Origin of the sequence: Aeromicrobium sp. (assembly GCF_025965075.1) — a bacterium.
In the GTDB taxonomy this organism is placed as follows: Bacteria; Actinomycetota; Actinomycetes; order Propionibacteriales; family Nocardioidaceae; genus Aeromicrobium.
In genome coordinates, this window is record NZ_JAOPXQ010000078.1 from 1 (window position 1) to 23,210 (window position 23,210).

The 23,210-nt window shown below is 69.8% G+C and carries 30 protein-coding genes; 23 read left to right on the plus strand and 7 right to left on the minus strand.

The annotated features are described in order from the left end of the window. Together JWQ91_RS05055 and JWQ91_RS05060 are read right to left on the minus strand one after the other, a co-directional pair. Window positions 1-221, minus strand: a 221-nt coding sequence (locus JWQ91_RS05055) for a GTP-binding protein (RefSeq protein WP_297781625.1), incomplete at its 3' end; no start/stop codon positions are given. Between the two features lie 18 nt (window positions 222-239). Further along, window positions 240-1,244 carry a 5'-3' exonuclease H3TH domain-containing protein gene (locus JWQ91_RS05060; protein WP_297781627.1) on the minus strand — a complete coding sequence of 335 codons (1,005 nt, stop codon included), beginning with the start codon at window positions 1,242-1,244 and terminating at the stop codon, window positions 240-242. Window positions 1,245-1,317: 73 nt separating this feature from the next. Here JWQ91_RS05060 and JWQ91_RS05065 point away from each other — a divergent pair, with 73 nt between their 5' ends. The 23 genes from JWQ91_RS05065 (at window position 1,318) to JWQ91_RS05175 (ending at window position 18,567) form a co-directional block, all read left to right on the plus strand. Further along, window positions 1,318-1,899, plus strand: coding sequence for a helix-turn-helix domain-containing protein (locus JWQ91_RS05065; protein ID WP_297781629.1), 582 nt, complete (start codon window positions 1,318-1,320; stop codon window positions 1,897-1,899). After that, a complete protein-coding gene (locus tag JWQ91_RS05070; RefSeq protein ID WP_297781631.1) occupies window positions 1,896-2,699 on the plus strand; it encodes an SRPBCC domain-containing protein in 804 nt (267 codons plus the stop codon). The genes JWQ91_RS05065 and JWQ91_RS05070 overlap by 4 nt, the downstream gene beginning before the upstream one ends. 237 nt (window positions 2,700-2,936) lie before the next feature. Beyond that, entirely contained in the window at window positions 2,937-3,644 is a 708-nt protein-coding gene (locus JWQ91_RS05075) for a hypothetical protein (RefSeq protein WP_297781633.1), read from the plus strand. 6 nt (window positions 3,645-3,650) lie between these two features. Beyond that, window positions 3,651-4,817 carry an SRPBCC family protein gene (locus tag JWQ91_RS05080; protein WP_297781634.1) on the plus strand — a complete coding sequence of 389 codons (1,167 nt, stop codon included), beginning with the start codon at window positions 3,651-3,653 and terminating at the stop codon, window positions 4,815-4,817. A gap of 59 nt (window positions 4,818-4,876) precedes the next feature. Further along, window positions 4,877-5,287, plus strand: a complete 411-nt coding sequence (gvpJ, locus tag JWQ91_RS05085; RefSeq protein ID WP_366521354.1) for a gas vesicle protein GvpJ — start codon at window positions 4,877-4,879, stop codon at window positions 5,285-5,287. A gap of 1 nt (window position 5,288) precedes the next feature. Then, window positions 5,289-6,056, plus strand: coding sequence for a GvpL/GvpF family gas vesicle protein (locus JWQ91_RS05090; protein ID WP_297781638.1), 768 nt, complete (start codon window positions 5,289-5,291; stop codon window positions 6,054-6,056). Further along, entirely contained in the window at window positions 6,047-6,292 is a 246-nt protein-coding gene (locus tag JWQ91_RS05095; protein WP_297781641.1) for a gas vesicle protein GvpG, read from the plus strand. The genes JWQ91_RS05090 and JWQ91_RS05095 overlap by 10 nt, the downstream gene beginning before the upstream one ends. Window positions 6,293-6,294: 2 nt before the next feature. Continuing rightward, on the plus strand, window positions 6,295-6,672 hold the full coding sequence (locus JWQ91_RS05100; protein ID WP_297781643.1) for a gas vesicle protein: 378 nt from the start codon (window positions 6,295-6,297) through the stop codon (window positions 6,670-6,672). Between the two features lie 2 nt (window positions 6,673-6,674). Then, entirely contained in the window at window positions 6,675-7,055 is a 381-nt protein-coding gene (locus JWQ91_RS05105; RefSeq protein WP_297781645.1) for a gas vesicle protein, read from the plus strand. Continuing rightward, entirely contained in the window at window positions 7,048-7,809 is a 762-nt protein-coding gene (locus JWQ91_RS05110; RefSeq protein ID WP_297781646.1) for a GvpL/GvpF family gas vesicle protein, read from the plus strand. The genes JWQ91_RS05105 and JWQ91_RS05110 overlap by 8 nt, the downstream gene beginning before the upstream one ends. After that, window positions 7,806-7,991 carry a gas vesicle protein gene (locus tag JWQ91_RS05115; protein WP_297781647.1) on the plus strand — a complete coding sequence of 62 codons (186 nt, stop codon included), beginning with the start codon at window positions 7,806-7,808 and terminating at the stop codon, window positions 7,989-7,991. Before JWQ91_RS05110 ends, JWQ91_RS05115 begins: the two co-directional genes overlap by 4 nt. Beyond that, on the plus strand, window positions 7,988-8,281 hold the full coding sequence (locus JWQ91_RS05120) for a gas vesicle protein K (RefSeq protein WP_297781649.1): 294 nt from the start codon (window positions 7,988-7,990) through the stop codon (window positions 8,279-8,281). Before JWQ91_RS05115 ends, JWQ91_RS05120 begins: the two co-directional genes overlap by 4 nt. Before the next feature lie 37 nt (window positions 8,282-8,318). Next, window positions 8,319-8,552: a hypothetical protein gene (locus JWQ91_RS05125; protein WP_297781651.1), complete on the plus strand. Its 234-nt coding sequence runs from the start codon at window positions 8,319-8,321 to the stop codon at window positions 8,550-8,552. Window positions 8,553-8,876: 324 nt separating this feature from the next. After that, a complete protein-coding gene (locus JWQ91_RS05130) occupies window positions 8,877-9,701 on the plus strand; it encodes an amidohydrolase family protein (protein WP_297781653.1) in 825 nt (274 codons plus the stop codon). A 73-nt stretch (window positions 9,702-9,774) separates the two neighbouring features. Next, window positions 9,775-10,299 (plus strand): MSMEG_0572/Sll0783 family nitrogen starvation response protein, encoded by a 525-nt coding sequence (locus JWQ91_RS05135; protein ID WP_297781654.1) that lies wholly within the window; start codon window positions 9,775-9,777, stop codon window positions 10,297-10,299. A gap of 2 nt (window positions 10,300-10,301) precedes the next feature. Beyond that, the gene (locus JWQ91_RS05140; protein ID WP_297781656.1) at window positions 10,302-11,393 is read left to right on the plus strand and encodes an MSMEG_0568 family radical SAM protein; all 1,092 of its coding nucleotides are present in this window, start codon (window positions 10,302-10,304) and stop codon (window positions 11,391-11,393) included. A 1-nt stretch (window position 11,394) separates the two neighbouring features. Beyond that, the gene (locus JWQ91_RS05145; protein ID WP_297781658.1) at window positions 11,395-12,864 is read left to right on the plus strand and encodes an MSMEG_0567/sll0787 family protein; all 1,470 of its coding nucleotides are present in this window, start codon (window positions 11,395-11,397) and stop codon (window positions 12,862-12,864) included. Then, the gene (locus tag JWQ91_RS05150) at window positions 12,861-13,706 is read left to right on the plus strand and encodes a carbon-nitrogen hydrolase family protein (RefSeq protein WP_297781660.1); all 846 of its coding nucleotides are present in this window, start codon (window positions 12,861-12,863) and stop codon (window positions 13,704-13,706) included. Before JWQ91_RS05145 ends, JWQ91_RS05150 begins: the two co-directional genes overlap by 4 nt. After that, complete coding sequence (locus tag JWQ91_RS05155; RefSeq protein WP_297781662.1) at window positions 13,699-14,007, plus strand: MSMEG_0570 family nitrogen starvation response protein; 309 nt, start codon at window positions 13,699-13,701, stop codon at window positions 14,005-14,007. Before JWQ91_RS05150 ends, JWQ91_RS05155 begins: the two co-directional genes overlap by 8 nt. Continuing rightward, window positions 14,004-15,257: an MSMEG_0569 family flavin-dependent oxidoreductase gene (locus JWQ91_RS05160; protein ID WP_297781664.1), complete on the plus strand. Its 1,254-nt coding sequence runs from the start codon at window positions 14,004-14,006 to the stop codon at window positions 15,255-15,257. The genes JWQ91_RS05155 and JWQ91_RS05160 overlap by 4 nt, the downstream gene beginning before the upstream one ends. A gap of 3 nt (window positions 15,258-15,260) precedes the next feature. Beyond that, window positions 15,261-16,112 (plus strand): carbon-nitrogen hydrolase family protein, encoded by an 852-nt coding sequence (locus JWQ91_RS05165; RefSeq protein ID WP_297781666.1) that lies wholly within the window; start codon window positions 15,261-15,263, stop codon window positions 16,110-16,112. Next, a complete protein-coding gene (locus JWQ91_RS05170) occupies window positions 16,109-17,191 on the plus strand; it encodes an MSMEG_0565 family glycosyltransferase (RefSeq protein WP_297781667.1) in 1,083 nt (360 codons plus the stop codon). The genes JWQ91_RS05165 and JWQ91_RS05170 overlap by 4 nt, the downstream gene beginning before the upstream one ends. Continuing rightward, the gene (locus JWQ91_RS05175) at window positions 17,188-18,567 is read left to right on the plus strand and encodes an AMP-binding protein (RefSeq protein ID WP_297781669.1); all 1,380 of its coding nucleotides are present in this window, start codon (window positions 17,188-17,190) and stop codon (window positions 18,565-18,567) included. Before JWQ91_RS05170 ends, JWQ91_RS05175 begins: the two co-directional genes overlap by 4 nt. Window positions 18,568-18,714: 147 nt before the next feature. Here the strand turns inward: JWQ91_RS05175 and JWQ91_RS05180 are convergent, their stop codons facing one another. The 5 genes from JWQ91_RS05180 to JWQ91_RS05200 form a co-directional block, all read right to left on the minus strand. Next, complete coding sequence (locus JWQ91_RS05180) at window positions 18,715-19,689, minus strand: NAD(P)-dependent alcohol dehydrogenase (protein ID WP_297781677.1); 975 nt, start codon at window positions 19,687-19,689, stop codon at window positions 18,715-18,717. Between the two features lie 5 nt (window positions 19,690-19,694). Continuing rightward, entirely contained in the window at window positions 19,695-20,465 is a 771-nt protein-coding gene (locus JWQ91_RS05185) for a DUF4386 domain-containing protein (protein WP_297781671.1), read from the minus strand. Between the two features lie 20 nt (window positions 20,466-20,485). Beyond that, complete coding sequence (locus JWQ91_RS05190) at window positions 20,486-21,268, minus strand: DUF4386 domain-containing protein (RefSeq protein WP_297781672.1); 783 nt, start codon at window positions 21,266-21,268, stop codon at window positions 20,486-20,488. Window positions 21,269-21,564: 296 nt separating this feature from the next. Further along, the gene (locus JWQ91_RS05195; protein ID WP_297781673.1) at window positions 21,565-21,744 is read right to left on the minus strand and encodes a hypothetical protein; all 180 of its coding nucleotides are present in this window, start codon (window positions 21,742-21,744) and stop codon (window positions 21,565-21,567) included. Window positions 21,745-22,163: 419 nt separating this feature from the next. Further along, a partial coding sequence (locus JWQ91_RS05200; RefSeq protein WP_297781675.1) for a type I glutamate--ammonia ligase occupies window positions 22,164-23,210 on the minus strand: 1,047 nt, incomplete at its 5' end.

Below are 23,210 nucleotides of genomic sequence, written 5' to 3' on the forward strand. Positions count from 1 at the left end.
CGGTAGACGAACTGCAGCGCCGCGGACGTGATGGAGATGCCGCGGGCCTTCTCCATCGCCATCCAGTCCGAGACCGTGGCGCGCCGGTCGCCCTTGCCGTGCACGGCACCGGCCTCGGTGATGACCCGGGCGTGCAGCGCGAGCGCTTCGGTCAGCGTGGACTTGCCGGCATCGGGGTGGCTGATGACGGCGAAGGTGCGGCGGGGGCGTTTGTCGGACACCTGCTGAATTTACCGGTGTCAGCGCAACGCGGCGGAGGCGGGATCCGTACTGAGCACGCGGATCGCCAGTGACGTCGTCGTCTCGACGTTGAGGAAGCCCACGACCTTGTGGACGCGGTCGGGATCCAGGGGGAGCAGTCCCGGCGTGCCGGGCACGTCGGGGGTGAGACCCAGGTCGAGGTCCTCGTGCCCCGACATGATCCGCACGTTGAAGTCGTAGCGCTCACGGGCCTGGGGGACCGTGAGCCGCCGGACGACGGTGGCACCCATCCGCCGCGCACCCGTCTCCGCGGCCCAGGAGTCCAGGGTCGCGGCGACGGCGCGTCCCTCGTTGTGGTCGACGTCGGCCCACACGCTCGACATCGACCCGACCTGGGTGAGGAGGATCGCTGCGGTCTTCTCGCCGATGCCGCTGACACCGGGCAGGTTGTCGCTGGCGTCCCCGCGCAGGGCGGCGAAGTCGAGGTAGTGCTCGGCCGCGACACCGTAAAGGGCCTGGAGCCGGTCGGGGTTGAGCAGCGGTGACGCGCTGATGCCGCCGTTGATCAGGCGGAGCACCTGGGTGTGGTTGCTGATGTGGGCGAACGCGTCCCGGTCGGAGGTGATGATGACGCAGCTCCAGCCGTGGTCGCGCGCCCACCGGGCGCCCGAGGCGCTGACGTCGTCGGCCTCGAGGCCCGGGGGAGTGAGCGTCGCGAGGCCGAGGGCGTCGAGCAACGCCCCCGCCCGCTCGAGCTGGTCGACCAGCGCCGCGTCCTTGTCGGCCCGGCCGGCCTTGTAGGCGGGGTAGAGGTCTGAGCGCACGGACGCGGTCCGGTCGTCGAGCCCGAAGATCACGGCGTCGGGGGCGAATCCGTCGATCGCCTCGAGGATCTGGCGCAGCATGCCGTGCAGCGCCCAGGCGGGTCGCCCCGACCGATCCGTGATCGCGGTGTGCGCCCGGGCGTGGTGGTTGCGGTGCAGGAGCGAGGGTGCGTCGACCACGAGCAGCAGCCTGCGCGGGCGGGATCCTGGGACTGGCATGGGCCTTGCCATCGTACGGGCAACGGGCCCATGGTCCCTTGACAACTATTCCTGTCAAGCGCATCGTGGCGACATGCAGGACGTCGAGGTCATCGAGAGCGCGCGGGCGGCCGCCGCCGCGCTGGACCCGGTCCGGGGCCGGTTGCTCGCCGAGCTGGCCGTCCCCGCCTCCGCGGCGGGACTGGCCGCCCGGGTCGGCATCGCCCGCCAGAAGGTCAACTACCACCTCAAGGCGCTCGAGTCGCACGGCCTGGTGGAGCTGGCGGAGGAGCGCCGGCACGGCGGCATCACCGAGCGGGTGCTGCAGGCATCGGCCACGTCGTACGTCGTGTCGCCGGCGGCCGTCAGCGCGTCGGCCGCCGAGCCGGACGCCAGTCCCGACCACCTGTCGGCGGGCTATCTCGTCGCGCTGGCCGGTCGGGTCGTGCGCGAGGTCGGCACCCTGGCACGCCGGGCCGGCGCATCCGGCAAGAGGCTGCCCACGTTCACGATCGACACCCGGATCGGTTTCCGGTCGGCCGCCGACCGGGCTGCCTTCGCGGACGACCTGACTGCGGCGGTGCTCGACCTGGCCGCTCGGTACCACCACGACGACGGGCGTCCGCACCGGCTGCTCGTCGCCGCCCACCCACTCCCCGAGGAGGAGATCGCATGAGCACGACACCGAACGTCCCGTACCGCCTGGAGTTCAGCATCGAGGTCCCGGGCACCCCGGACCAGGTCTGGCAGGCCATCGCCACCGCCAAGGGCATGAGCGCCTGGTTCCTGCCGACCGAGATGGAGGAGCGCGAAGGTGGCTCCGTGCACTTCAGCATGGGCCCCGAGATGGGCTCGGACGGCCACGTCACCGGCTGGGACCCGCCCCGCCGCCTCGCCTACGAGGAGGACTGGGCCGCCCTCATGGGCAAGGAGCCGGATGCGCTCAGCCCGCTGACGTCGGAGTTCCTCGTCGAGGCCCGGTCCGGTGGCACCTGCGTCGTGCACGTGACCAGCAGCGGCTTCGGCACCGGCGCCGACTGGGAGGCGGACTTCTGGGAGGACATGGGCGTCAACTGGATGCCGTTCTTCGACCACCTGCGCCTCTACCTGACGCACTTCCCCGACCAGGAGGCCACGCACCTCGAGGTCACCGCTTCCCGGGCCGGGAACGCGGACGCCTTCTGGGCGGCCATGCACGACTCGCTCGGGCTGGGCGCGGAGGGAGCGGCGGTCGACGTGCGAGGCAGCACTGGCACTGTCGAACGGGTCGGCGAGCGGCTGATGCTGGTCCGGCTCGGCGCACCGGTTCCCGGGATGCTCAGTCTCTTCGCATACGACGAGGGCAACGACCGGACGACGGTGGGCGTCCGGGCCTACGTGTTCTCCGCCGACGCAGCGGACTACGTGCGGCGTGAGGAGCCGGCGTGGCGGGCCTGGCTGGAGGAGCTCGATGCTCGTGCGCCGGCCACCGAATGATGTAGCCCCGCTACGCGCAGAACGCCCCTGACCCCGCGGTGGGTCCGGGGCGTCCTTCGTGATCGGGCGGGGGTCCGATCCCGCACGGTTAGATGCGGTTTCCCGCATGTCTGGCCGGTCTGGGGCAGCCGACGACATTGACCGGTTTTGCCCGGATAGCCTCCGGGTACGCCTTTGTGAGGGACATCACACAGGGCTCGGATGGAGTCGATCGAGGGCAAAGGACGAGGGAGAACCATGTCAGCAACGAGCAAGATTGCCGTGAGTGTGGCCAGCGGATACCTGCTGGGTCGCACGAAGAAGTTGAAGCTGGCCGTCACCGTTGCCGGCCTGTTGGCGGGGCAACGGATGGCGACCAATCCCCGGGCACTGTTGGAGCAGGGGTCGAAGGTCATCGACCAGAGCCCCGAGCTCCAGGACCTGCAGAAGCAGATCACCAACAAGTTGATGGAGGCGGCCAAGGCCGCGGCGGTGGCGACGGCGACCAGCCGCGTGGAGCAGCTGAGCTCGCGACTCCGTGACTCCGGCCGCGCCGAGCAGGGCGAGGAGGAGCCGGAGGACGAGTACGAGGAAGAGGAAGTGGAACGGCCCGGCGAGGAGTCGGAGGCCGATGAGCAGCCCGACGAGGGGGAGTCCGAGGAGGAGCCTGAGGACTCGGGCGAGGCCACGGATGAGGCCGACGAGGAGCCTGACGAGGAAGAGCCGGCAGAGGAGCCTCCGCCGCGGCGCCGCAGGGGCCGCCCGCGCAAGACTGCGGCCACGAAGGCCACGTCACCAGCCAAGAAGACCACCGCAGCAGCCAAGAAGTCGCCGCCCGCCGCCAAGAAGACGGCGGCCAAGAAGGCGCCCGCGACGAAGCAGGCAGCCAAGAAGGCGCCCGCCAAGAAGGCCACGAGCGGCCGTGGCTCGACGTCACGCTCGCGCGGCGCCGGGTCGAGGAGCTGATCGGCCATGGCTGACGCACAGAGCGAACCCCTGTCGCAGCTCAAGGACGCCTCTGCCGATCTGCTCAAGTCACTCGGCGACCGGGTGCTGGATGCCGTGAACGACCGGGTGGCCGGCCTGACGGACAAGCTCGAAGGTGTCGCGGAGGGTGGGCCGATCGGCAAGGCCACGGGCGAGGGCGCGAAGGCAGCGGCCGAGGGCGGCTCGCCGGTCCTCGGGGCGCTCAAGGGCGCGGCCTCGGGGGTCAAGGACAAGGTGAGTGAACGACTGGGTGGTGGTGGCGGCGGTGGTGATGGCAAGGCGACCAAGTCCACCAACATCATCGAGTCGATCGATATCGGGGTGCCGGTGACGGTCGCCTACAACCAATGGACCGAGTTCGGCTCCTTCCCCTCCTTCATGAAGAAGGTCGAGCGCGTCGACAGCGACGATGACACCAAGCTGGAGTTCAAGGCCCAGATCTTCCTGTCCCACCGCACCTGGGAGGCGACGATCCTGGAGCAGGTGCCGGACGAGCGCATCGTGTGGCGTTCCAAGGGCGAGAAGGGCCATGTCGACGGAGCGGTGACGTTCCACGAGCTGGGGTCCAACCTGACCCGGATCCTCGTCGTGCTCGAGTACTACCCGCAGGGGCTCTTCGAGAAGACCGGCAACCTGTGGCGTGCCCAGGGCCGTCGAGCACGTGCTGAGCTCCGACACTTCCGTCGTCACGTCATGACCCGGACGATCCTCGAGCCCAGCGAGGTCGAGGGGTGGCGGGGCGTCATCGAGGACGGCGAGGTCGTGACGTCCCACGAGGACTTCGTGCGGGAGGAAGAGGCGGACGACGGCGGCGACGAGCCCGAGGACGAGTACGACGAGGAGGAGCCCGAGGAGGGCGACGAGCCGGAGGACGAGTACGACGAGGAGGAGCCCGAGGAAGGCGACGAGCCGGAGGACGAGTACGACGAGGAGGAGGAGCCGGAGGACGAGGACCTGGAGCCCGAGGACGAGTACGAGGAAGAGCCAGAACCCGAGGACGAGGACGAGGCTGAACCCGAGGACGAGGACGAGTACGACGAGGAGGAGGAGCCCGAGGACGAGGAGGACGAGGAGGACGAGGAGGACGAGGAGGACGAGGAGGAGCCCGAGGAGGAGCAGACGCCTCGGTCCCGACGCCGCCGCAGCGCCTGAGCGCCGCGGGCCAGTCCCACGCCACGACCGACGAAAGGAAGATCATGCCGTCACAGACCATGTCCCGCCGCGGGGGCGGCGGCTACCTGGAGAGGCCGGCCCCAAGCGGGCTCGCCGATGTCATCGAAATCATTCTCGACAAGGGCATCGTCATCGACGCCTACGTCCGGGTGTCGCTGGTGGGCATCGAGCTGCTCACGATCGATGCGCGGATCGTCATCGCCAGCGTCGACACCTACCTGCGCTTCGCCGAGGCCACGAACCGCCTGGACCTCATGGAGCACGGAGGCGGGAAGCCGCTCGACGAGTTCATCGGTGACCTCCAGGAGACGGGAGCCGGCCGCAAGGTCAAGGGTGCCGTGTCGGGGGCCAAGAAGGCACTGACCGGCAAGGACGACGAGGACGACGAGGACGACGAGTCCCGGCGCCCGGCCAGACGGTCCTCGCGCCGGCGCACCGAGAGCGCGTGACGTGACGACGAAGCTCCACGACGGTGCCGAGACCGGATGCCTCGTGTATGCCGTGGTGCGTCCGGAGGAGCGCGAGGCCTTGCCGCCCGCGGGGGTCGACGACGCTCCCTTGCGCCTCGTGGTCCACGGCACGGTGGCCGCGGTCGTCAACGAGATCGCCGTGCAGCGCCCGCCGGGTCGCCGGGCGGACCTGATGGCATACAGCCGGGTGCTCGACGGATTGTTGCCGGACGGCGTCGTCGTGCCGGTCCAGTTCGGGTCGGTCGTGCCGGATGACTCTGCTGTGGTCGAGGAGCTGCTCGCGCCGAACGAGGACTACTTCGCCGAGCTGTTCGAGCAGCTCGCGGGTCGCTCCCAGCTCAACGTCCGCGCGACGTACCGCGACGGCTCGGCGCTCGCGGAGATCGTCGCAGGGGACACGGAGATCGCCGAGCTCCAGGCTCGTACGAAGGACCTGCCCGAGGATGCGGCCCTGACCGATCGCGTGCGTCTGGGGCAGCTCGTGGCCGACGCGCTCGACGTCGTGCGGGACCGGGACAGTGCGATGTTGTGGGACGCGATCATCCCGATGACGGTCGGGCAGCGGCTCGTGCCGGGGACCGGGACCGACGCGGTCTGCGACCTGATCGTGCTGGTGGACGACGGCCGGGTGACGGAGGTCGAGGAGCGGCTCGAGGAGCTCGCCGAGGCCGTCCACCCGCGGATGCGCCTGCGCCTGGTGGGGCCCGTGCCGCCCTACGACTTCATCGGAGAGGTGTCATGGGCCTGATCACGGGACTGCTCGGGTTGCCGCTGGCGCCGCTGCGGGGGACCGTCGCGATCGCGGAGCAGATCCGCCGGCAGGCCGAGGAGGACTTCTACGACCCGGTCACGATCCGCGCGCAGCTCGAGGAGGTGGACCGGCAACGGGCGGCGGGCCTGCTGTCGGAGGAGGAGGCCGTTGCGTGGGAGGACGAGCTGGTGGACCGGTTGTTGACCGGGCGCGAGAGAGGCAAGGAGGAGTGAACATGGCTACCGAGGAGAGGTCGTCCCGGCGCGGATCCGAGCCAGCGCGCCGCAAACCCGCGGCGGAGAAGGCGGCGGGCGGCAGCACTGCCGAACGCACCTCGGCGCGCTCCGACGCGCAGCGACGACCCACTGCGGGGCGGGTCGCCGAGAGGGCCATGGGACAGCTGCTGGACCTGACCGGCCGCGAGCCCGAGGGAGTGACGGGACTGGAGCGCACCGAGGACGGCTGGACGGTGCTCGTCGACGTGGTCGAGCTGCGGCGCGTGCCCAGCACGACCGACATCCTGGCGACGTACGAGGTCGCGGTCGATGCCCGCGGCCAGCTGGAGGGCTACCGTCGCGCCCGCCGGTTCGTGCGCGGCTCTGCCGAGGAGTGAGGATGACCGACTCAGATCAGCTGGCTGGACGCCGCTATCCGGGCCCGTTGGGGCAGGGAGCCTCACGTCCTCAACCGGCGAACCTGGCCGACATCCTCGAGCGGGTGCTCGACAAGGGGATCATCATCGCCGGAGACATCCAGGTGAACCTCCTCGACATCGAGCTGCTGACGATCAAGATCCGCCTGCTGATCGTGTCGGTCGACAAGGCGCAGGAGATGGGCATCGACTGGTGGCGCAACGACCCGATGCTCTCGACGAGTGCCAACGAGCTGCAGGAGGAGAACCGCGCGCTTCGTGCCCGGCTCGAGGCACTCGAGGAGGGAACGGGTGCGGAACGACCCGCGGCCGAGGAGCAGCGGCGGGAGGCGCGTCGTGGGTGACTCGGCACGCTATCTGTACGCCATCACGCGCGGGCTGCAGCCCGGCACGCTTGCGGACCTGACGGGGCTGGACGGGGGGCAGATCGAGGTCGTGGAGCACCGCGGGCTGGAAGCCGTGGTCAGCGACGTCGATCTCGACGAGTACGGCGAGGAAGCGCTCAAGCGCAACCTCGAGCAGCTCGACTGGCTGGAGGCGGCCGTCCGGGTCCACGACGCGGTCATCCAGGCCGTGACCGCCCGAGGACCGACCGCGCCCTTGCGACTGGCCACCATCTGCCTGGACGACGAGGGGGTGCGGCGACGACTCGACGAGTGGTTCTACGCGCTCCAGCAGATCCTCGACCGCGTCGACGGCAGGATGGAGTGGAGCGTCAAGGTCCTCGCACCGCCGGAGCAGGTCCCCGTGGGCGCCCCGGCCGGTGGTGATCTCGGCGGCGCCGACTACCTGCGACGCAAACGCGCCACGGCCGAGGCCCGGGCCGAGGCAGAGGCTGTGGCCGCTCGGGTGGGTGACGAGGTGCACGACGCGCTGTCGTCGATGTCCGTGGCGAGCCGCCGGCTGCCCCCGCAGGACCCCCGCCTGACGGGGCACGTCGGCACGATGCTCCTCAACAGCGCCTATCTCATCGCGGCGGACGACAGCGAGGCGTTCACGTCCCGGGTCACCGAGCTGGCGACGTCGTACCCGACCATGGAGGTCAGCTGTGTCGGGCCCTGGCCGCCCTACTCCTTCGCGATGCTGGAGCAGCGATGAGCGCGACCGTCGAACACCCCGTCGGCCAGATCGCCCTGGTCGATCTCCTCGACCGCCTGCTGGGGGCAGGAGTCGTCCTCGCCGGGGACGTCGTCATCTCGTTGTCCGGCGTCGACCTGGTGCAGATCCGCCTCCACGCCCTGATCACGACGATCCGTGCGGACATGGTGGAACCCCGATGACCGAACAGCCCCGCCTGCTGCCCCAGCGGCTCGAGACGGACCCCGAGTCGGTGGAACGCGACCTGTTCAAGCTCGTCCTCACGATCATCGAGCTGGTTCGGCAGCTCATGGAGAAGCAGGCCCTGCGCCGGGTCGACGAGGGCGACCTCACCGACGATCAGGTCGAGGCGCTCGGCACCGGACTGATGCACCTGGAGCAGGCGATGGAGGACCTGAAGTCGCGCTACGACCTGACGACCGAGGACCTCAACATCGATCTGGGCCCGCTCGGCACGCTTCTCGCACGATGAGATCACCCAGACGAAATCACCCAGACAAGGAGACGTCATGGACCCGCAGCAGTGGAGGCAACGGCAGGACGACGTTCGTCATGCGTTCGTCGAGCACCTGATCGACCGGGTGTCGGCAGACACGTACCCGTCGACGACGATGCTCGACCTGATCGAGCAGACGATGGGACCTCGGGAGCAGGAAGCGTACGTCGAGGTGCTGATCGGCAAGATCAGCCAGGACGCCTATCCGAGCATCCCCATGATGCACCGCCTCCGCGCGTTGTTGTGAGGTCGTCGGCGTCGCCGCAGACGCAGGGACGCCCCCGACCCGTGACGGGCCAGGGGCGTCCTGGCGGTCACGTCATCGTGACCGGCGCTGCGGCTCGGGCCAGGTGAGCGACGGAGGGGCCGTTCTCAGATCGACGACGTTTCCGCTTCCGGCTACACGACCTCCCCCTGGCCCCAGAAAGTACTCGAGGAACTGCGCGATGCTCGTGCGCCGGCATCCACCCACAGGGTGGTCAGGGACGGCGTAACACGGGGACACGGACACGTTACCGCTCTTTGTTCCGACCGTGACCAACCCGAAACATCGGGGGCGCTGACTTGATGCATGACCCAGCGAGTGTTCGACAGCCATCGCCACATCGGTGCCCTGCCGGCATTCCCGTTCTACGGCGGTCCGGCGATCCGCGCCGACATCACCGCCAAGGAGACCGTCAGCGCCTTCTTCGCGGACCTCGACCGTGAGGGCACCGAGCGTGCGCTGGTGCTGCCCAACTACGGAGTCCCCGTCCCCGACGCGGCCTTCGACCTCAACCCGCTGGCGATCGAGGCGGCCCAGAAGGACGACCGGGTCAGCTGTGGGCTCTGGGTGTCGCCGAAGGCTTCGGACGCCGCCCGCAACGACGCCGCGCTGGCCCTGGTCGGTGAGTCCGGCGTCAAGGCGCTGAAGACCAGTTTCCTGCTCGGCGGCAGCCCCACCGATCCCGACTGCGCCGACGAGATCGACAAGATCTTCACGACCGCCGCCGAGCACGACCTGGTCGTGCACGTGCACACCTCGCCCGGAGCGGCGTCCGACGTCGACCAGATCGGGACGCTCGTCGACAAGTACGGCGACGACACCAAGATTCACCTCGTCCACCTCGGCGGCGGGATGAGTGGGCACATGAAGCTCATCGGCGGCCGGCTGTTCGACTGGATCGAGTCCGGCAAGCAGGTCTACACCGACACGAGCTGGACGATCGGCTTCGCTCCGGTGTGGCTCGTGCAGGAGATCGAGAAGCGCGGCATCGGCCACGACCGCATCCTGTTCGCCACCGACTGCCCGTGGGGTGACTTCGAGGGCGAGTACGCCCGGCTGTCCGCAGTCGCGAAGGACCCCGAGCTCGCCCACGCCTTCTTCCGAGGCAACTTCGAGAGCCTCTACGGCTGACTCCCACGATCCCTGGCTCGCAGAGCCAGTGCAGGACCCAGTGAATCCCGACCCCAGCACCCAGGAGACCCGCATGACCGAGATCGACGACCAGCTCGCCGCCAACATCGAGGCCTCGCTCGCCGAGATCAAGCATCCGTCGCTGCCGAAGGGCACGAACCTCTATGGCTCGACGAAGCTGTTCCCCGACTACCAGGCCGAGGAGGGGCAGTCCTACTTCACCCTGATCCACGGCATCCCGCACGAGTCGTCGGTCAGCTTCGTCGCGATCCTGCAGGCGACTCGCGCCCTGCGCAAGGGCTTCGAGACCGCGATCTACTTCTACGGCCCCGGCACGCTGGCCTGCTCCGCCAACAGGGGGTTCCCGACCACCGGCGACGCCGGCTTCCCGGGCGAGCTCAACATGAATGCCTCGCTGGAGACCTACATCGCCGAGGGCGGGACGGTCTACTGCTGCCGCTTTGGTCTCGCGCTCCACGGCATCCGTGAGGAGGACCTGATCGAGGGCGTCATCCCGGCCCACCCGCTCGACGTGCAGGACGCGATCATCCACTACGCCCGCAAGGGCGCCATCATCAACTCCGTCTACAACCTCTGACCATGGACGCGCCCAGCTGCGGTGGAGCGACGGCCACCCGCACCAGCACACGAGTCGATGTCGCCATCCAGGGCATCCGACTGCTCGATGCGCCGGTCAGCCGGCAGTCGGGCGCAGGGCCGAGCGACGACGGCCACGTGCTGCTCGGGGGGGTCGGGACCGCGATCCCGATCAACCCGAGCAGCCCGTTCACGATCAACCGGGGTCGCCTGCTCCTCGACGGGGCCGACACCGGCCTCGGCGTGGAGCCGGTGCGCCGTCCGACGTTCTACGACCTCCGGACGGAGGACGGAGTCTCGTACGAGAAGATCGCCCGGCTCCACTCCGCGAACGTCCTCGCGACGACCGTCGTGCAGACCTGCGTCCGCTACGACGAGGCGAAGCGCTGCCGCTTCTGCGCGATCGAGAAGTCGCTCGAGGCCGGATCGACGATCGCAGTGAAGACCCCGGCGCAGATCGCCGAGGTCGCCAAGGCGGCGCACGAGCTCGACGGCATCACCCAGATGGTCATGACGACCGGCACCACCAACGGCCGCGACCGGGGGGCCACGCACCTCGCCCGCTGCGTCCGGGCCGTCCGGGCGGTGCTGCCCGACCTCGCGATCCAGGTGCAATGCGAGCCGCCGGCCGACCTGCGCACCATCACCGACCTGTACGAGGCGGGCGCGCGCTCGATCGGCATCCACGTCGAGTCGATGGACGACGACGTCCGCCGGCAGTGGATGCCGGGCAAGTCGTCCGTGCCGCTCGACGAGTACCGCGCCGCCTGGCGTGAGGCCGTCCGTGTGTTCGGCCACAACCAGGTCTCGACGTACCTGTTGGTGGGCCTCGGCGAGGATCCCGACGAGATGGTCGCCGCGGCGCAGGAGCTCGTTGACATGGGCGTCTACCCCTTCGTGGTCCCGTTCCGGCCGCTCGCCGGGACGCTCGCGACGGACGTCGACCACGTCCCCCCGCCCCCGGCGGAGGTGCTGCAGGACGTCACCCGCCGGGTGGCCCACGCACTGATGGAGGCCGGCATGCACGGCGCCGACCAGGCGGCCGGCTGCGCCGCATGCGGTGCATGCAGCGTCCTGCAGAGCGAAGGGGCCTGACATGACCATCGTCGATCTCGACCGTGGCATCCTCACCGGCATCCGTCCCACGCCGACTCCCACCTTCCTCGTGACCCAGGCGCAGACCCGCGCCGAGCTCGACGCCTACCGCGCGCTTCGCCGCGACGTGTTCGTCGCGGAGCAGGGCATCTTCGCCCGTGACGACACCGACCGGGTCGACGACGACCCGCGCACGATCGTGCTGGTGGCACGCGCGCCTGACGGCACGATGCTGGGGGGAGTGCGCATCGCCCCCGCGCTCGAGGGCCGCGACATCGGGTGGTGGTCGGGCAGCCGCCTCGCCGTCAGCGCGGCAGCACGGACCCACGCCGGCATCGGGCGTGCGCTCGTCCGTGCCGCCTGCGCGCGGGCCGAGGCCGAGGGTGCGCTGCGCTTCGACGCGACGGTCCAGGCCCAGAACGAGGCGCTGTTCCGACACCTCGGCTGGACGAGCCGGGCCACGGTGGACGGCTACGGTCGCTCCCACGTGCACATGCTGTGGCCGATCGACCGTGTCCAGCGGCTCGCGAACGCCACCAAGGCCGCCCTCGGAGCACTGCTCGAGGGCTTCGACCACCCCACGTCCCTGGAGGGGGTGGGCCTGAGCGACTCTGCCCTTGGTGGGGGCGGCTTCGTCGGAGACGACGCCGCTCCCGTCCCCGGCTCCGACCTGCTTGCCGCGTGCGACGCGATCCTGCCGTCGATGGTCGAGCGGGACCCCGAGTGGGCCGGCTGGTGCGCCGTCCTCGTCAACCTGAACGACCTGTCGGCGATGGGGGCCGCGCCGGTAGGGCTGCTGGACGCCGTCGGGGCACGTGACGCCTCGTTCGCCCACCGGGTCTTCCGTGGGCTGCGCGCCGCCTCCCAGGCCTGGGGCGTCCCGGTCCTGGGCGGTCACACCCAGCTCGGTGTGCCCGCTGCGCTCAGCGTCACCGCTCTGGGACGTACGGACCACCCCGTGCCCGGGGGAGGGGGCAGCCCCGGCGAGTCGTTACGGCTGACCGCCGACCTCGGCGGCGGGTGGCGTTCCGGCTACACCGGGTCGCAGTGGGACAGCTCCTCGACCCGGCGAGCCGAGGAGCTTCGCGCCCTCGCCGACGTGGTCCCCGCCCTGCGACCGACCGCCGCCAAGGACGTCAGCATGACCGGCGTGGTCGGCACGGCCGGGATGCTCGCCGAGTCCAGTGGCTGCAAGGCCGTGCTCGAGGTCGACCAGATCCCGATGCCGACCGGTGCCACGGCCGGCGACTGGCTGACGTGCTTCCCCGGGTTTGCGATGATCTCCGCCGAACGGACCCCGACCCGCGCGTCGCTCCCGGTTCACGTCGACACCGCCGTCTGCGGACGACTGAGCGAGGGCCGCGGCGTCGACCTGCGGTGGCCAGATGGGGTCGTGACCTCCGCGATCGCCGACGCCGTCACCGGTCTCGGCTCCTCCACCCGCCCCACCACGAAGGTGAGTTCCTCATGACCATCACCCACTTGGCCGCCGCGTCGGCCAGCTTCGGGCGCGACCTCGACGAGGCGTATGCCCTGATCGCCCGGCTCGTCTCCCAGGCCCGCGCCCAGGACGTACGGCTGCTGGCCCTTCCCGAGGCCGCGCTCGGTGGCTACCTGTCGACCCTGCACACCGACGGCGACGGCGCGGACTCGCTGCCGCCGATCATCGACCTCGACGGCCCGGAGCTGCGGAAGGTCGCCGGGATCGCCGGGGACATGACTCTCGTGCTCGGCTTCTGCGAGGCCGACGCGGGGGTCCGCTACAACAGCGCGGCCGCGGTCACGGGGGACGGGGTCATCGGGGTGCACCGCAAGGTGCACCAGCCGTTGGGGGAGAACCTCTACTACGAGGCCGGAGAGGTGTTCCGAGCGTTCGACACTCCGGTCGGACGCGTGGGCATGCTGATCTGCTACGACAAGGCGTTCCCGGAGGCGGCGCGTGCGCTGGCCCTCGACGGCGCCGAGGTCGTTGCCTGCATCTCGGCCTGGCCGTCGTCGCGGACGGCGGGGGCGACGGACATCGCGGAGGACCGCTGGACCAAGCGCTTCAACCTGTTCGACCAGGCCCGGGCGTTGGAGAACCAGATCGTCTGGGTCGCGGCCAACCAGGTCGGCACATTCGGCTCGATGCGGTTCGTCTCCCACGCCAAGATCGTCGGACCGGGCGGGGACGTGCTTGCCACCACCGGCTCGGAGGCCGGCCTGGCCGTCGCCGGCATCGACATCGACGAGGCGCTGGAGACCGCGCGACGCTCGATGTTCCACCTGCGCGACCGTCGCCCCGACACGTACGCGGAGCGCGTCCATGCCTGAGATGACCGTGACGGTGCGCTGGCCCGACGGGCGGGTCGTCGACTGCTACTCGCCGTCCCTCGTGATGCACGACCACCTGGCGCCGGGCACGACCTACCGGGTCGACGAGTTCACGCAGCGGTCCGAAGTGGCGCTCGGGGAGGCCAGCGAGCGGGTGCGGCTGAAGTACGGCTTCGCGTGCTCGGCCTCGGCCGCCTCCTTCGAGAGCATCCAGCGCATCGCGTCGGCCTTCTCCGCCGAGGACCTCGTCGAGGTCCTCGACATGCATCCGCCGCTTCCATCCTCCAAGGGGTCCTCATGACCATTCCCGTCGCGATCGTCGGAGCCGGCCAGGCCGGCATGTCCGTCAGCTGGTTCCTCAAGCAGGAGGGGGTCGAGCACGTGCTGCTCGAGGCGTCCACCGCGGCGCACGAGTGGACCGACCGGCGGTGGGACAACTTCACCCTGGTGACGCCCAACTGGCACTGCCGGCTTCCCGGCTACGCCTACGAGGGTGACGATCCCGACGGCTTCATGGACCGCGAGCAGGTCGCGGCGTGGCTCGCGGGCTATGCGGCCAGCTTCGACCCGCCGGTCCGGGAGCACACCGCGGTCACGGCGCTGACCGAGCGTGAGGGGGGCGGGTTCGTCCTGACCCTGCGGGGCCCGGACGGTGAGGAGGTGCTCGAGGCCGAGCACGTCGTGCTCGCGACGGGCGGGTACCACCTGCCGATCGTCCCGCCGTTCGCCGCGGCCATCGATCCGTCGATCACCCAGGTGCACTCCGCCGACTACCGCAACGCCGAGCAGCTGCCCCCGGGAGACGTGCTGGTCGTCGGGTCGGGCCAGTCCGGGGCCCAGATCGCGGAGGACCTCCACCTCGAGGGGCGCGCGGTGCACCTCGCGCTTGGCGACGCGCCCCGGGTCGCCCGGTCGTACCGGGGGCGGGACTGCATGACGTGGCTCGCCGACATGGGCCTCTACGACACCCCGGTCCAGCAGTACCCCGGTGGACGAGCCGCCCGGGAGAAGACCAACCACTACGTGACGGGCCGCGACGGCGGACGCGACATCGACCTGCGGCAGTTCGCCGTCGAGGGCATGCGGCTGTATGGCCTGATGTCCGGCGCCGAGGGGACCCGGTTGTCGTTCGAGCCCACCGTGGCGAAGGCGCTGGACTCCGCCGATGGGGTCTACAACTCGATCTGCCGCGACATCGACGCGTACATCGAGCGCGAGGGCATCGACGCGCCGCCCGGGGGGCAGTACGCGCCGGTGTGGTCGCCCGACCACGAGCCCCGGATGCTCGACCTCGCCGAGGCCGGCATCACCTCGATCGTGTGGGGCATCGGCTACCGGCCCGACTACCGGTGGGTCAAGGTCGGGGTCTTCGACGGGGCGGCGGCGCCGACCCACACCCGAGGGGTCACCTCGGTGCCGGGGCTGTACTTCCTCGGTCTGCCGTGGATGCACACGTGGGGTTCCGGGCGCTTCGCCGGCATCGCCCGCGACGCCGAGCACGTCTACCGCTGCATCGTCGGTGCACACCGTCCCGCGCCGGCAGATCTGTAGCCCGTGCGCCTCGCCTCGGTCGCCGCGCACTTCGGCCGCGACATCGACCGGTCCCTGGACAAGATCGCCGGGATCGTCGGGGACGCTCGCGCGTCCGGGGTGGACCTGCTGGTCTTCCCGGACGCGACGCTCGGCGGCTACCTGTCCGATCTGCGTCACCCTGACGCCCACGCGCTGCCACCGGCACTGGCGGAGGACTCGTTCGAGGTGGGTCGGGTCATCGCGATGGCCCAGGAGATGGTGGTCTGCTTCGGCTACACCGAGGAGATCGTCGCCGACGGGGACCTCCGACACTACAACTCCGCATTGTGCGTCACCGGCGACGGCATCCTCGGCCGTCACCGCAAGGTGCACCAGCCCGCCGGGGAGGCCCTGGCCTACCGGGCCGGTGACACGTTCGCGGCGTTCGACACCCCGGTCGGCCGGATGGGCATGCTGATCGACTACGACAAGACGTTCCCGGAGGCGGCCCGGTCCTTGGCGGTCGACGGGGCGCACGTCGTCGCGTGCCTGTCGGCGTGGCCGGCCAGCCTCACCGACCGGGCCTCACGGTTGCCGCAGGACCGGCAGTCGCGGCTCTTCGACCTCTACGACAGCGCCCGGGCGGCGGAGAACCAGATCGTCTGGCTGTCGTCCAACCAGACCGGTGTGATGGGCGGGCTCCGGTTCCTCGGCCAGGCCAAGGTCGTAGGTCCCGGCGGCGACGTCCTGGCCAAGACGTGGTCCAAGGGTGCCCTGGCGGTCGCCGAGGTCGATATCGAGGCCGAGATCGCCCGCTCCCGTCGGATCTTGCACCACCTCAAGGAGCGGATCCCGTCGTCGTACGTCGGGTCGCTGCGGGGGGAGGACGCATGAGGATCGCCCTGCTGACCTACTCGACCAAGCCGCGCGGCGGCGTGGTCCACACACTGGCCCTCGCCGAGGCCTTGAGCGAGGCCGGCGCGGACGTGGACGTCTGGACACTGGGTCGTGGCGGCGACTCGACGTTCTACCGACCCGTCGACGCCTCCGTGGGCATCCACGCCGTCCCGTTCCCGGAGGTGCCGGGTGAGGACGTCGGCGCCCGCATCCAGCGGTCGATCGCGGTCCTCGGGGAGGCGTTCACCCCCGAGGCGTACGACATCGTGCACGCCCAGGACTGCATCAGCGCCAACGCCGCGCTGCCGTGCCTGCGCACGATCCACCACCTCGACACGTTTTCCACCCCGGAGCTCGTGGCCTGCCACGAGCGCGCGGTCGTCGAGCCGGTCGGGCGGGTCTGCGTGTCGGAGTCCGTGGCTGCCGAGGTCAAGGCCGGGTGGGGGCTGACACCGACCGTGATCCCCAACGGGGTGGACGCGGCACGGTTCGCCCGGGCCGCCGGGCCGGACGGCGAGGCCGATCGAGCCATGTGGCGCGAGAAGCTCGGTCCGTATGTGCTTGCGCTCGGCGGCATCGAGCCGCGCAAGGGCAGCATCGACCTCCTCGAGGCGTACGCCCTGATGCGGCGTCGTCGGCCGGACGTGCGGCTGGTGTTCGCGGGGGGAGAGACCTTGTTCGACTACCGCGAGTACCGGGTCGCGTTCGAGCGGCGGGCGGCCGAGCTCGGCGTCAACCACGAGATGCTCGGGGTCGTCGACGAGCAGGTCCTGCCGGGGCTGGTGGCGGGGGCGTCGGCGATGGCGTTCGTGTCGACCAAGGAGGGGTTTGGCCTGGCGGCGATGGAGGCGCTCGCCGCCGGCGTGCCGGTCGTCGCCAGGGACCTGCCGGTGCTGCGCGAGGTGTTCGGCGGCGCCGTCCGGTTCGCCTCGTCACCGATGGCGATGGCCGGCTCGCTGGCCACGGTGCTGTCGGAGCCTCCCGATCCGGAGATCGGCCGCGCGCTGGCGGCGTCCTACACCTGGGAGGCGGCGGCCGCGGCGCACCTCGACTTCTACGCGGCCCACCTGGGGTGACGTCGGTCCCGATCGGTCGCGCGTTCGCGCTGCTCGCAGAGGAGGCGCCGCATGCCGTGGCGGTGCGATGCGGCGAGGACGTGCTCACTCGCCGGGAGCTCGACCTCGCCGCCAACCGAGTGGCGCACGCCTGGGCCGACCGGGTGGGCCGCGACGACCTCGTCACGGTCGCGTTGCCCAACGGCCTCGACTTCGTGATCGCCTGCGTCGCGACGTGGAAGCTGGGCGCGACGCCGCAGCCGCTGTCGCCCCGCATCGGGGCGGGCGAGCGGACCGCGATCCTCGAGCTGGTCCGGCCAGCTCTGGTCGTCGACGGACCGCTCGAGACATCCACCGACGACTCCTCCCTGCCGGACCTGGCGGCGTCGTCGTGGAAGGCCCCCACGTCGAGCGGCAGCACGGGACGCCCCAAGATCGTCCGTGCCGCGGCGCCTGCGACGGTCGACCCCCGTGGTCGGGTCGCGCCGTTCGTGCCGCGCGATGCCGTCCAGCTGGTCGCGGGCCCGCTGTTCCACGCCGCGCCCTTCGTCTACGCCATGCGGGGACTCATGACGGGGCACGAGCTGGTGGTGCTGCCGCGGTTCGACGCCGAGGAGGCCCTCCGGGCCATCCGGACCCACGCCGTCACCTGGACGATGCTGGTGCCGACGATGATGCACCGCATCTGGCGGCTCGAGTCCCGGGCGACGTACGACGTGTCCTCGCTCGACAGCGTGCTGCACCTGGGCGCCCGGTGCGCTCCGTGGCTCAAGCGGGCGTGGATCGACTGGCTCGGGCCCGAGCGGGTCGTCGAGGTCTATGCCGGGACGGAGTCGCAGGGGTTGGCGATGATCACCGGCGAGGAGTGGCTCGAGCGCCCCGGCTCGGTCGGTCGCGGGATCTCCGGATCGGAGTTCCGGGTCGTCGGGCCGGACGGGGCGGTGTGCGCGGCCGGGGAGAGCGGCGAGATCGTCATGCGCCGGGCGGGCGCTGCGACGTACTCCTACGTCGGCGACGAGCCCCGCGTCCGCGACGGGTGGCACACCCTCGGTGACGCCGGACGGATGGACGCCGACGGGTTCCTGTACGTCGAGGACCGGCTCGACGACGTCATCGTCACAGGTGGGGTGAAGGTGCACCCCGCCGACGTCGAGGCCGTGCTCGAGGAGCATCCGGCCGTGCGGTCCGCGGTGGCCGTCGGTCGGCCGGACGACGAGCTGGGCGAGAGGGTCCACGCCGTGGTCGACACCGACCGTGCCGACGTGCCGCAGGCCGAACTGGTCAGGTGGGTCCGGGGTCGGCTCGACCCCGAGAAGGTCCCGCGTTCGTGGACGCTCGTCCGGGAGCCGGTCCGCGACGACACCGGGAAGGTGCGGCGTGCCGCGTTCGGTGCATGACGACGACATGGACAGGACGAGGGCCGTCGAACCAACGAACTGAGTCCAATCTGAGATCGAGCGCGTCTTCGCAGGTCAGAGCGTTGTCGGCTCCGGTGCGCATGTCGACACTGTGCGGTCCTGGTGTACTCGGGGCAGAAGAGCTGATCAGCCGCTGACGCTGATCGCGACCTTGCCTCGCGCGTTGCCGAGCTCGAGGTGGCGGACCGCCTCCGCCGCCTCGTCGAGGGGGTAGGTCCGCTCGAGACTGGGAGCGACCTGGCCGGCCTCGATCAGGGCCGCGAGGCGTTCGAGGTCACTGCCTCGTTGCTTGGCGATGAAGGTGGTGAGACGTTGACGGAGGAACGGCGAGAGCAGCACAGCCCTCAGCTGGCGGTTCATCCCGCCGGAGAACGAACCACCTTCCTCGCCGCCCATGATGACGGCGGTTCCCGTTGGCGTAAGCGCTGCGCGAAGCCGGGTCAGGGAGGGGTTGCCGGCGATGTCCAGCACCAAGTCGTAGCGACCGCGGTCCTGCGCCAGCTCGTTGCGGGTGTAGTCCAGGACACGGTCTGCGCCCAGGGAACGCACCAGGTCGAGCTTTGCGGTGCTGGCAACCCCGGTCACCTGACCTCCCAAGGCCTTCGCGATCTGCACGGCGTAGCTCCCGACACCCCCCGATGCGCCAGAGATCAGCACCGTTTGCCCCTGTTGGAGGCGGCCGACGTCTGTCAATGCCTGCAGTGCGGTGCCCCCCGAGACCGGAACAGCGGCGGCCTGATCAAATGTCAGACTCTCCGGCTTCGGGGCGAGCCTGTCTTCACGGGCGACTGCGTACTCGGCGAAGGAACCCTGGGCAAAGCCGTAGACCTCGTCGCCGACCGAGAACCGGGAGACGGCCGAACCGACGGCTTCGACAACCCCCGCGGCCTCAGTGCCAAGAACGTGGCGCCTGGGCTTGCGCAGCCCGAAGAACAGTCGTCCGAGGTATGGGTTGCCGGTCATCATGTGCCATGCGCCCCGATCGAGACCTGCGGCACGGACCTGCAGCAGCACCTCATGTTCTTGAGGTAGCGGCCGGTCAACGTGGCTGATGGTCAGCACATCAGCCGATCCATAGGTCTCGTGGGTGACGGCTCGCATCGGGGTCACGAGTCCACCTGATGTCGGTGCGGACGGCGCCCGTCGTCAGCACGCCCCGCCGGTGTGTCTGCCGGTGCACGAACGCGAACAAGGACGACTGCCACGGCGATGAGCCAGACGCACCAGATCACGTAGCCCGCAAAGTTGGTCAGGCTAGCGGCCTCGATCAGGGGAATGACCACCCCGGTCGCGATGAGCGCCGCGGAGGCGAGACCGAGCACCGCCAACCATCGTGGCAGCAAGGTGGGTCGAAGCGCGATGACGATGAGCACGGTGAATGTCGCGGTGAGTGCGTAGCCGAGGGTCTCGCCAACGGCCTTGCCGAGGATGTTGTGCCAGAGCTCGAATCTGTCCTCAGCGTCGGCGCGCCTTCCCGGGTTCAGGGCATCGTGGCTGATGTCGGGCACGAGCGTCACCCATCGTTGCAGTCCGGCGACTTGGACGACGGCGGCTGCGATGCCCACGCCGGCGATCCAACGTCCGAGCGTGCCGCCTGCGAGTCGGCCCAACCAGATTCCGGCGGGGCCCATGAGGGCGGCGCTGAGAGCGAGGACAGAGAACCAGGTGACGATGGTGCCTTGGTGCTTGCGGTACGAAGCGAGGATGTCGCCGGTCGGCTCGTCGAGAATCTGGGGATACTCGAAGACCGACCCGAGCACCGTGAAGCCGGCGATGGCCAGCACCGAGGCCGTAGCCAGCGCCGCACCAGCCAGACGACAGGTTCGCACTACGGCTTCTGGGGTGAGACTCGGGTGTCGGTCTGCGTCAGAGCTCATCGTGTCCTCCGGTTGGCTGTCTAGGTCATGCGTTGACGTGGGGTGTCGCGGTCCGAGTGTGGAGAAGCGCCGTACAGCTTGCTCACCGCTGAGCGTCGGAAGCCTCTCGCGGTCAGGTAGATGCCCAGGAACAGCTCCCAGAAGAATTCCGGGATCGTCGCGACTGCCTGTCCAACACCACCGGCCTCGATCCACCCGAAGAGGACGGCCACTCCTGAGATGATGATCAGTGGCCCGCCGACCAGTCCGAGCACTGCCATACGGCGTGGTACCAGCTCGGACCGGTACATGAGATACCCCAGGATCAGCCCGTTGCCGATCCCCACGATGAACCCGGGGCCGAGCACGAATGTCCAGTCGTGCAGGGCGACCAGCGACTCGCCAGCGAGGCGCAAGCCATCCGGGTTTCCGCTCGGGGCCTCCTGGCGCAGGGTCACCAGCGTCATGAGGCTGAGGATGCCGATGATGATGAAGGTGCTCTCGATCACGCGTGCCGTGACGTAGCTGAGCGCGAGCCCTTCGTTCTGCCGTCTGAGGACGGGGAACAAAGCGGTGGCTGTGCCGATGTTGGCGATCACGACGATGAGCTCGCAGAGGGCGCCGGTCGCGATGCGCGTGTCGGCGCCGTCGCCGAGGATGTAGCCGGAGTGCTTCAGCACCGGTTCGTAGAAGATGAACGCCGCTGGGATGGACGCGATGAAGGTGATCAGGAACAGCACGCCGGTGATGAACGCGTACCGCCTTACCGGGTCCATTGCGAGCATGCCCTGCTTGCCCGACGCAGGGCGGCCCGGGTCAACCATGTTCACGACCCTGACTCCCGCCGGTGCCCACCCGGAGGTGAGTCTGAGCGAGCATCAGAGCGGTACCGGCCGTGCAGAGTTTGCGAACCTCATGCCTCGTGTCGATCGTGCCGGCCAATGTGACCACACCCTCGCCGGTACCCGTCGCGGATCGGACGGGCGTACGCAGCACCAGCCTGCGCCCGTTGGCGCGCAAGTGCAAGGACCCAGCAAGCGCTGACCTCGCTAGCAGGACCTTGGGTCCCGGGAGGGTGCCAGAGCATTCCGCCCTGCGTGGCGGGGTGCAGAGGTCTCCTTCACCGGATTCCTTCGTAGCCCTTCACGCAGCGCAGCAACTGCCTCCTTGTCTGCTTGTGGTGGCCCGCGGCCCACGTCTGGCCGGTGTACGGGCTGCGGCCGACCGCGAGGTAGTCCTCGATGAGCTGGACGAGTGGGGTGATGGCTTGAGGGCTGGCGGACCGCTCGAGGCGCTGCACGATCTCTCGTGTGCCTTCCAGCGTGCACCGTCCAGCGTCTTGCCCGCGGTCGTGCCCTCCGTGCTGCCGTCCACCTCGCTCAGGACGAGTGCGATCGGCTGCTGGGAGGCCGGCGAACCAGGCGAGGACCTCCTCGCGCAGTCACAGGTTGCGCGAGAAGCCAGCCTTGGCCTTCGGGAAGTCGTGCGAGTAGGTGTGTGCTCGCGGGCGGTGTCGACGCTCATGAGGAGCGCGGCGGCGACATGGTCGATGGCCCAGAAGGGGGCATTCAGGTCGATGTTCATGACCGGACCGTCCGGTCCGGCCCGGGGGCGACAACCCTGCACACAACGCAACGGCCCCCGCTGGGGGATTCCCGGGCGAACCACCAACGAGGGCTGCGCGTCTGTGCAGGTCAGGGCAAGTTTCAGCCCTTCGGTTTAGATGTCGTAGTAGAGCTCGAACTCGTGCGGGTGCGGCCGCAGCTGCACGGGCAGGATCTCCTCGGTGCGCTTGTAGTCGATCCACGTCTCGATCAGGTCGGGCGTGAACACGTCACCAGCGGTGAGGAACTCGTGGTCGGCCTCGAGGGAGTTGAGGACGGCGTCGAGCGAGGTCGGGACCATGTTGATGGCCTCGTACTCCTCGGGCGGGAGCTCGTAGATGTTCTTGTCGATCGGGGCCGGCGGCTCGATCTTGTTCTTGATGCCGTCGATGCCGGCCAGCAGCAGCGCCGAGAAGGCGAGGTACGGGTTGGCCGACGGGTCGGGGCAACGGAACTCGATGCGCTTGGCCTTGGGGTTCGAGCCCGTGATCGGGATGCGGACGCAGGCCGAGCGGTTGCGGGCCGAGTAGACGAGTGCGATCGGCGCCTCGAAGCCCGGGACCAGGCGGTGGTAGGAGTTGACCGACGGGTTGGTGAACGCCAGCAGCGACGGCGCGTGCTTCAGGATGCCGCCGATGTAGTGGCGCGCGAGGTCCGACAGTCCGCCGTATCCCGACTCGTCGTAGAACAGGGGCTTGCCGTCGCTCCAGATCGACTGGTGGACGTGCATGCCCGAGCCGTTGTCACCGAAGATCGGCTTCGGCATGAAGGTCGCGGTCTTGCCGTTGCGCCAGGCGGTGTTCTTGACGATGTACTTGAAGAGCTGCAGGTCGTCAGCCGCTGCGAGCAGCGTGTTGAACTTGTAGTTGATCTCCTGCTGTCCGCCGGTACCGACCTCGTGGTGGCCGCGCTCGAGCTCGAAGCCCGGCACCAGACGGTGGTACGAGTTGACCGACGGGTTGGTGAACGCCAACAGCGACGGCGCGTGCTTGAGGATGCCGCCGATGTAGTGACGCGCCAGGTCGGACAGTCCGCCGTAGCCCGACTCGTCGTAGAACAGCGGCTTGCCGTCGTTCCAGATCGACTGGTGCACGTGCATGCCCGAGCCGTTGTCGCCGAAGATCGGCTTCGGCATGAAGGTCACGGTCTTGTCGTTGGCCCA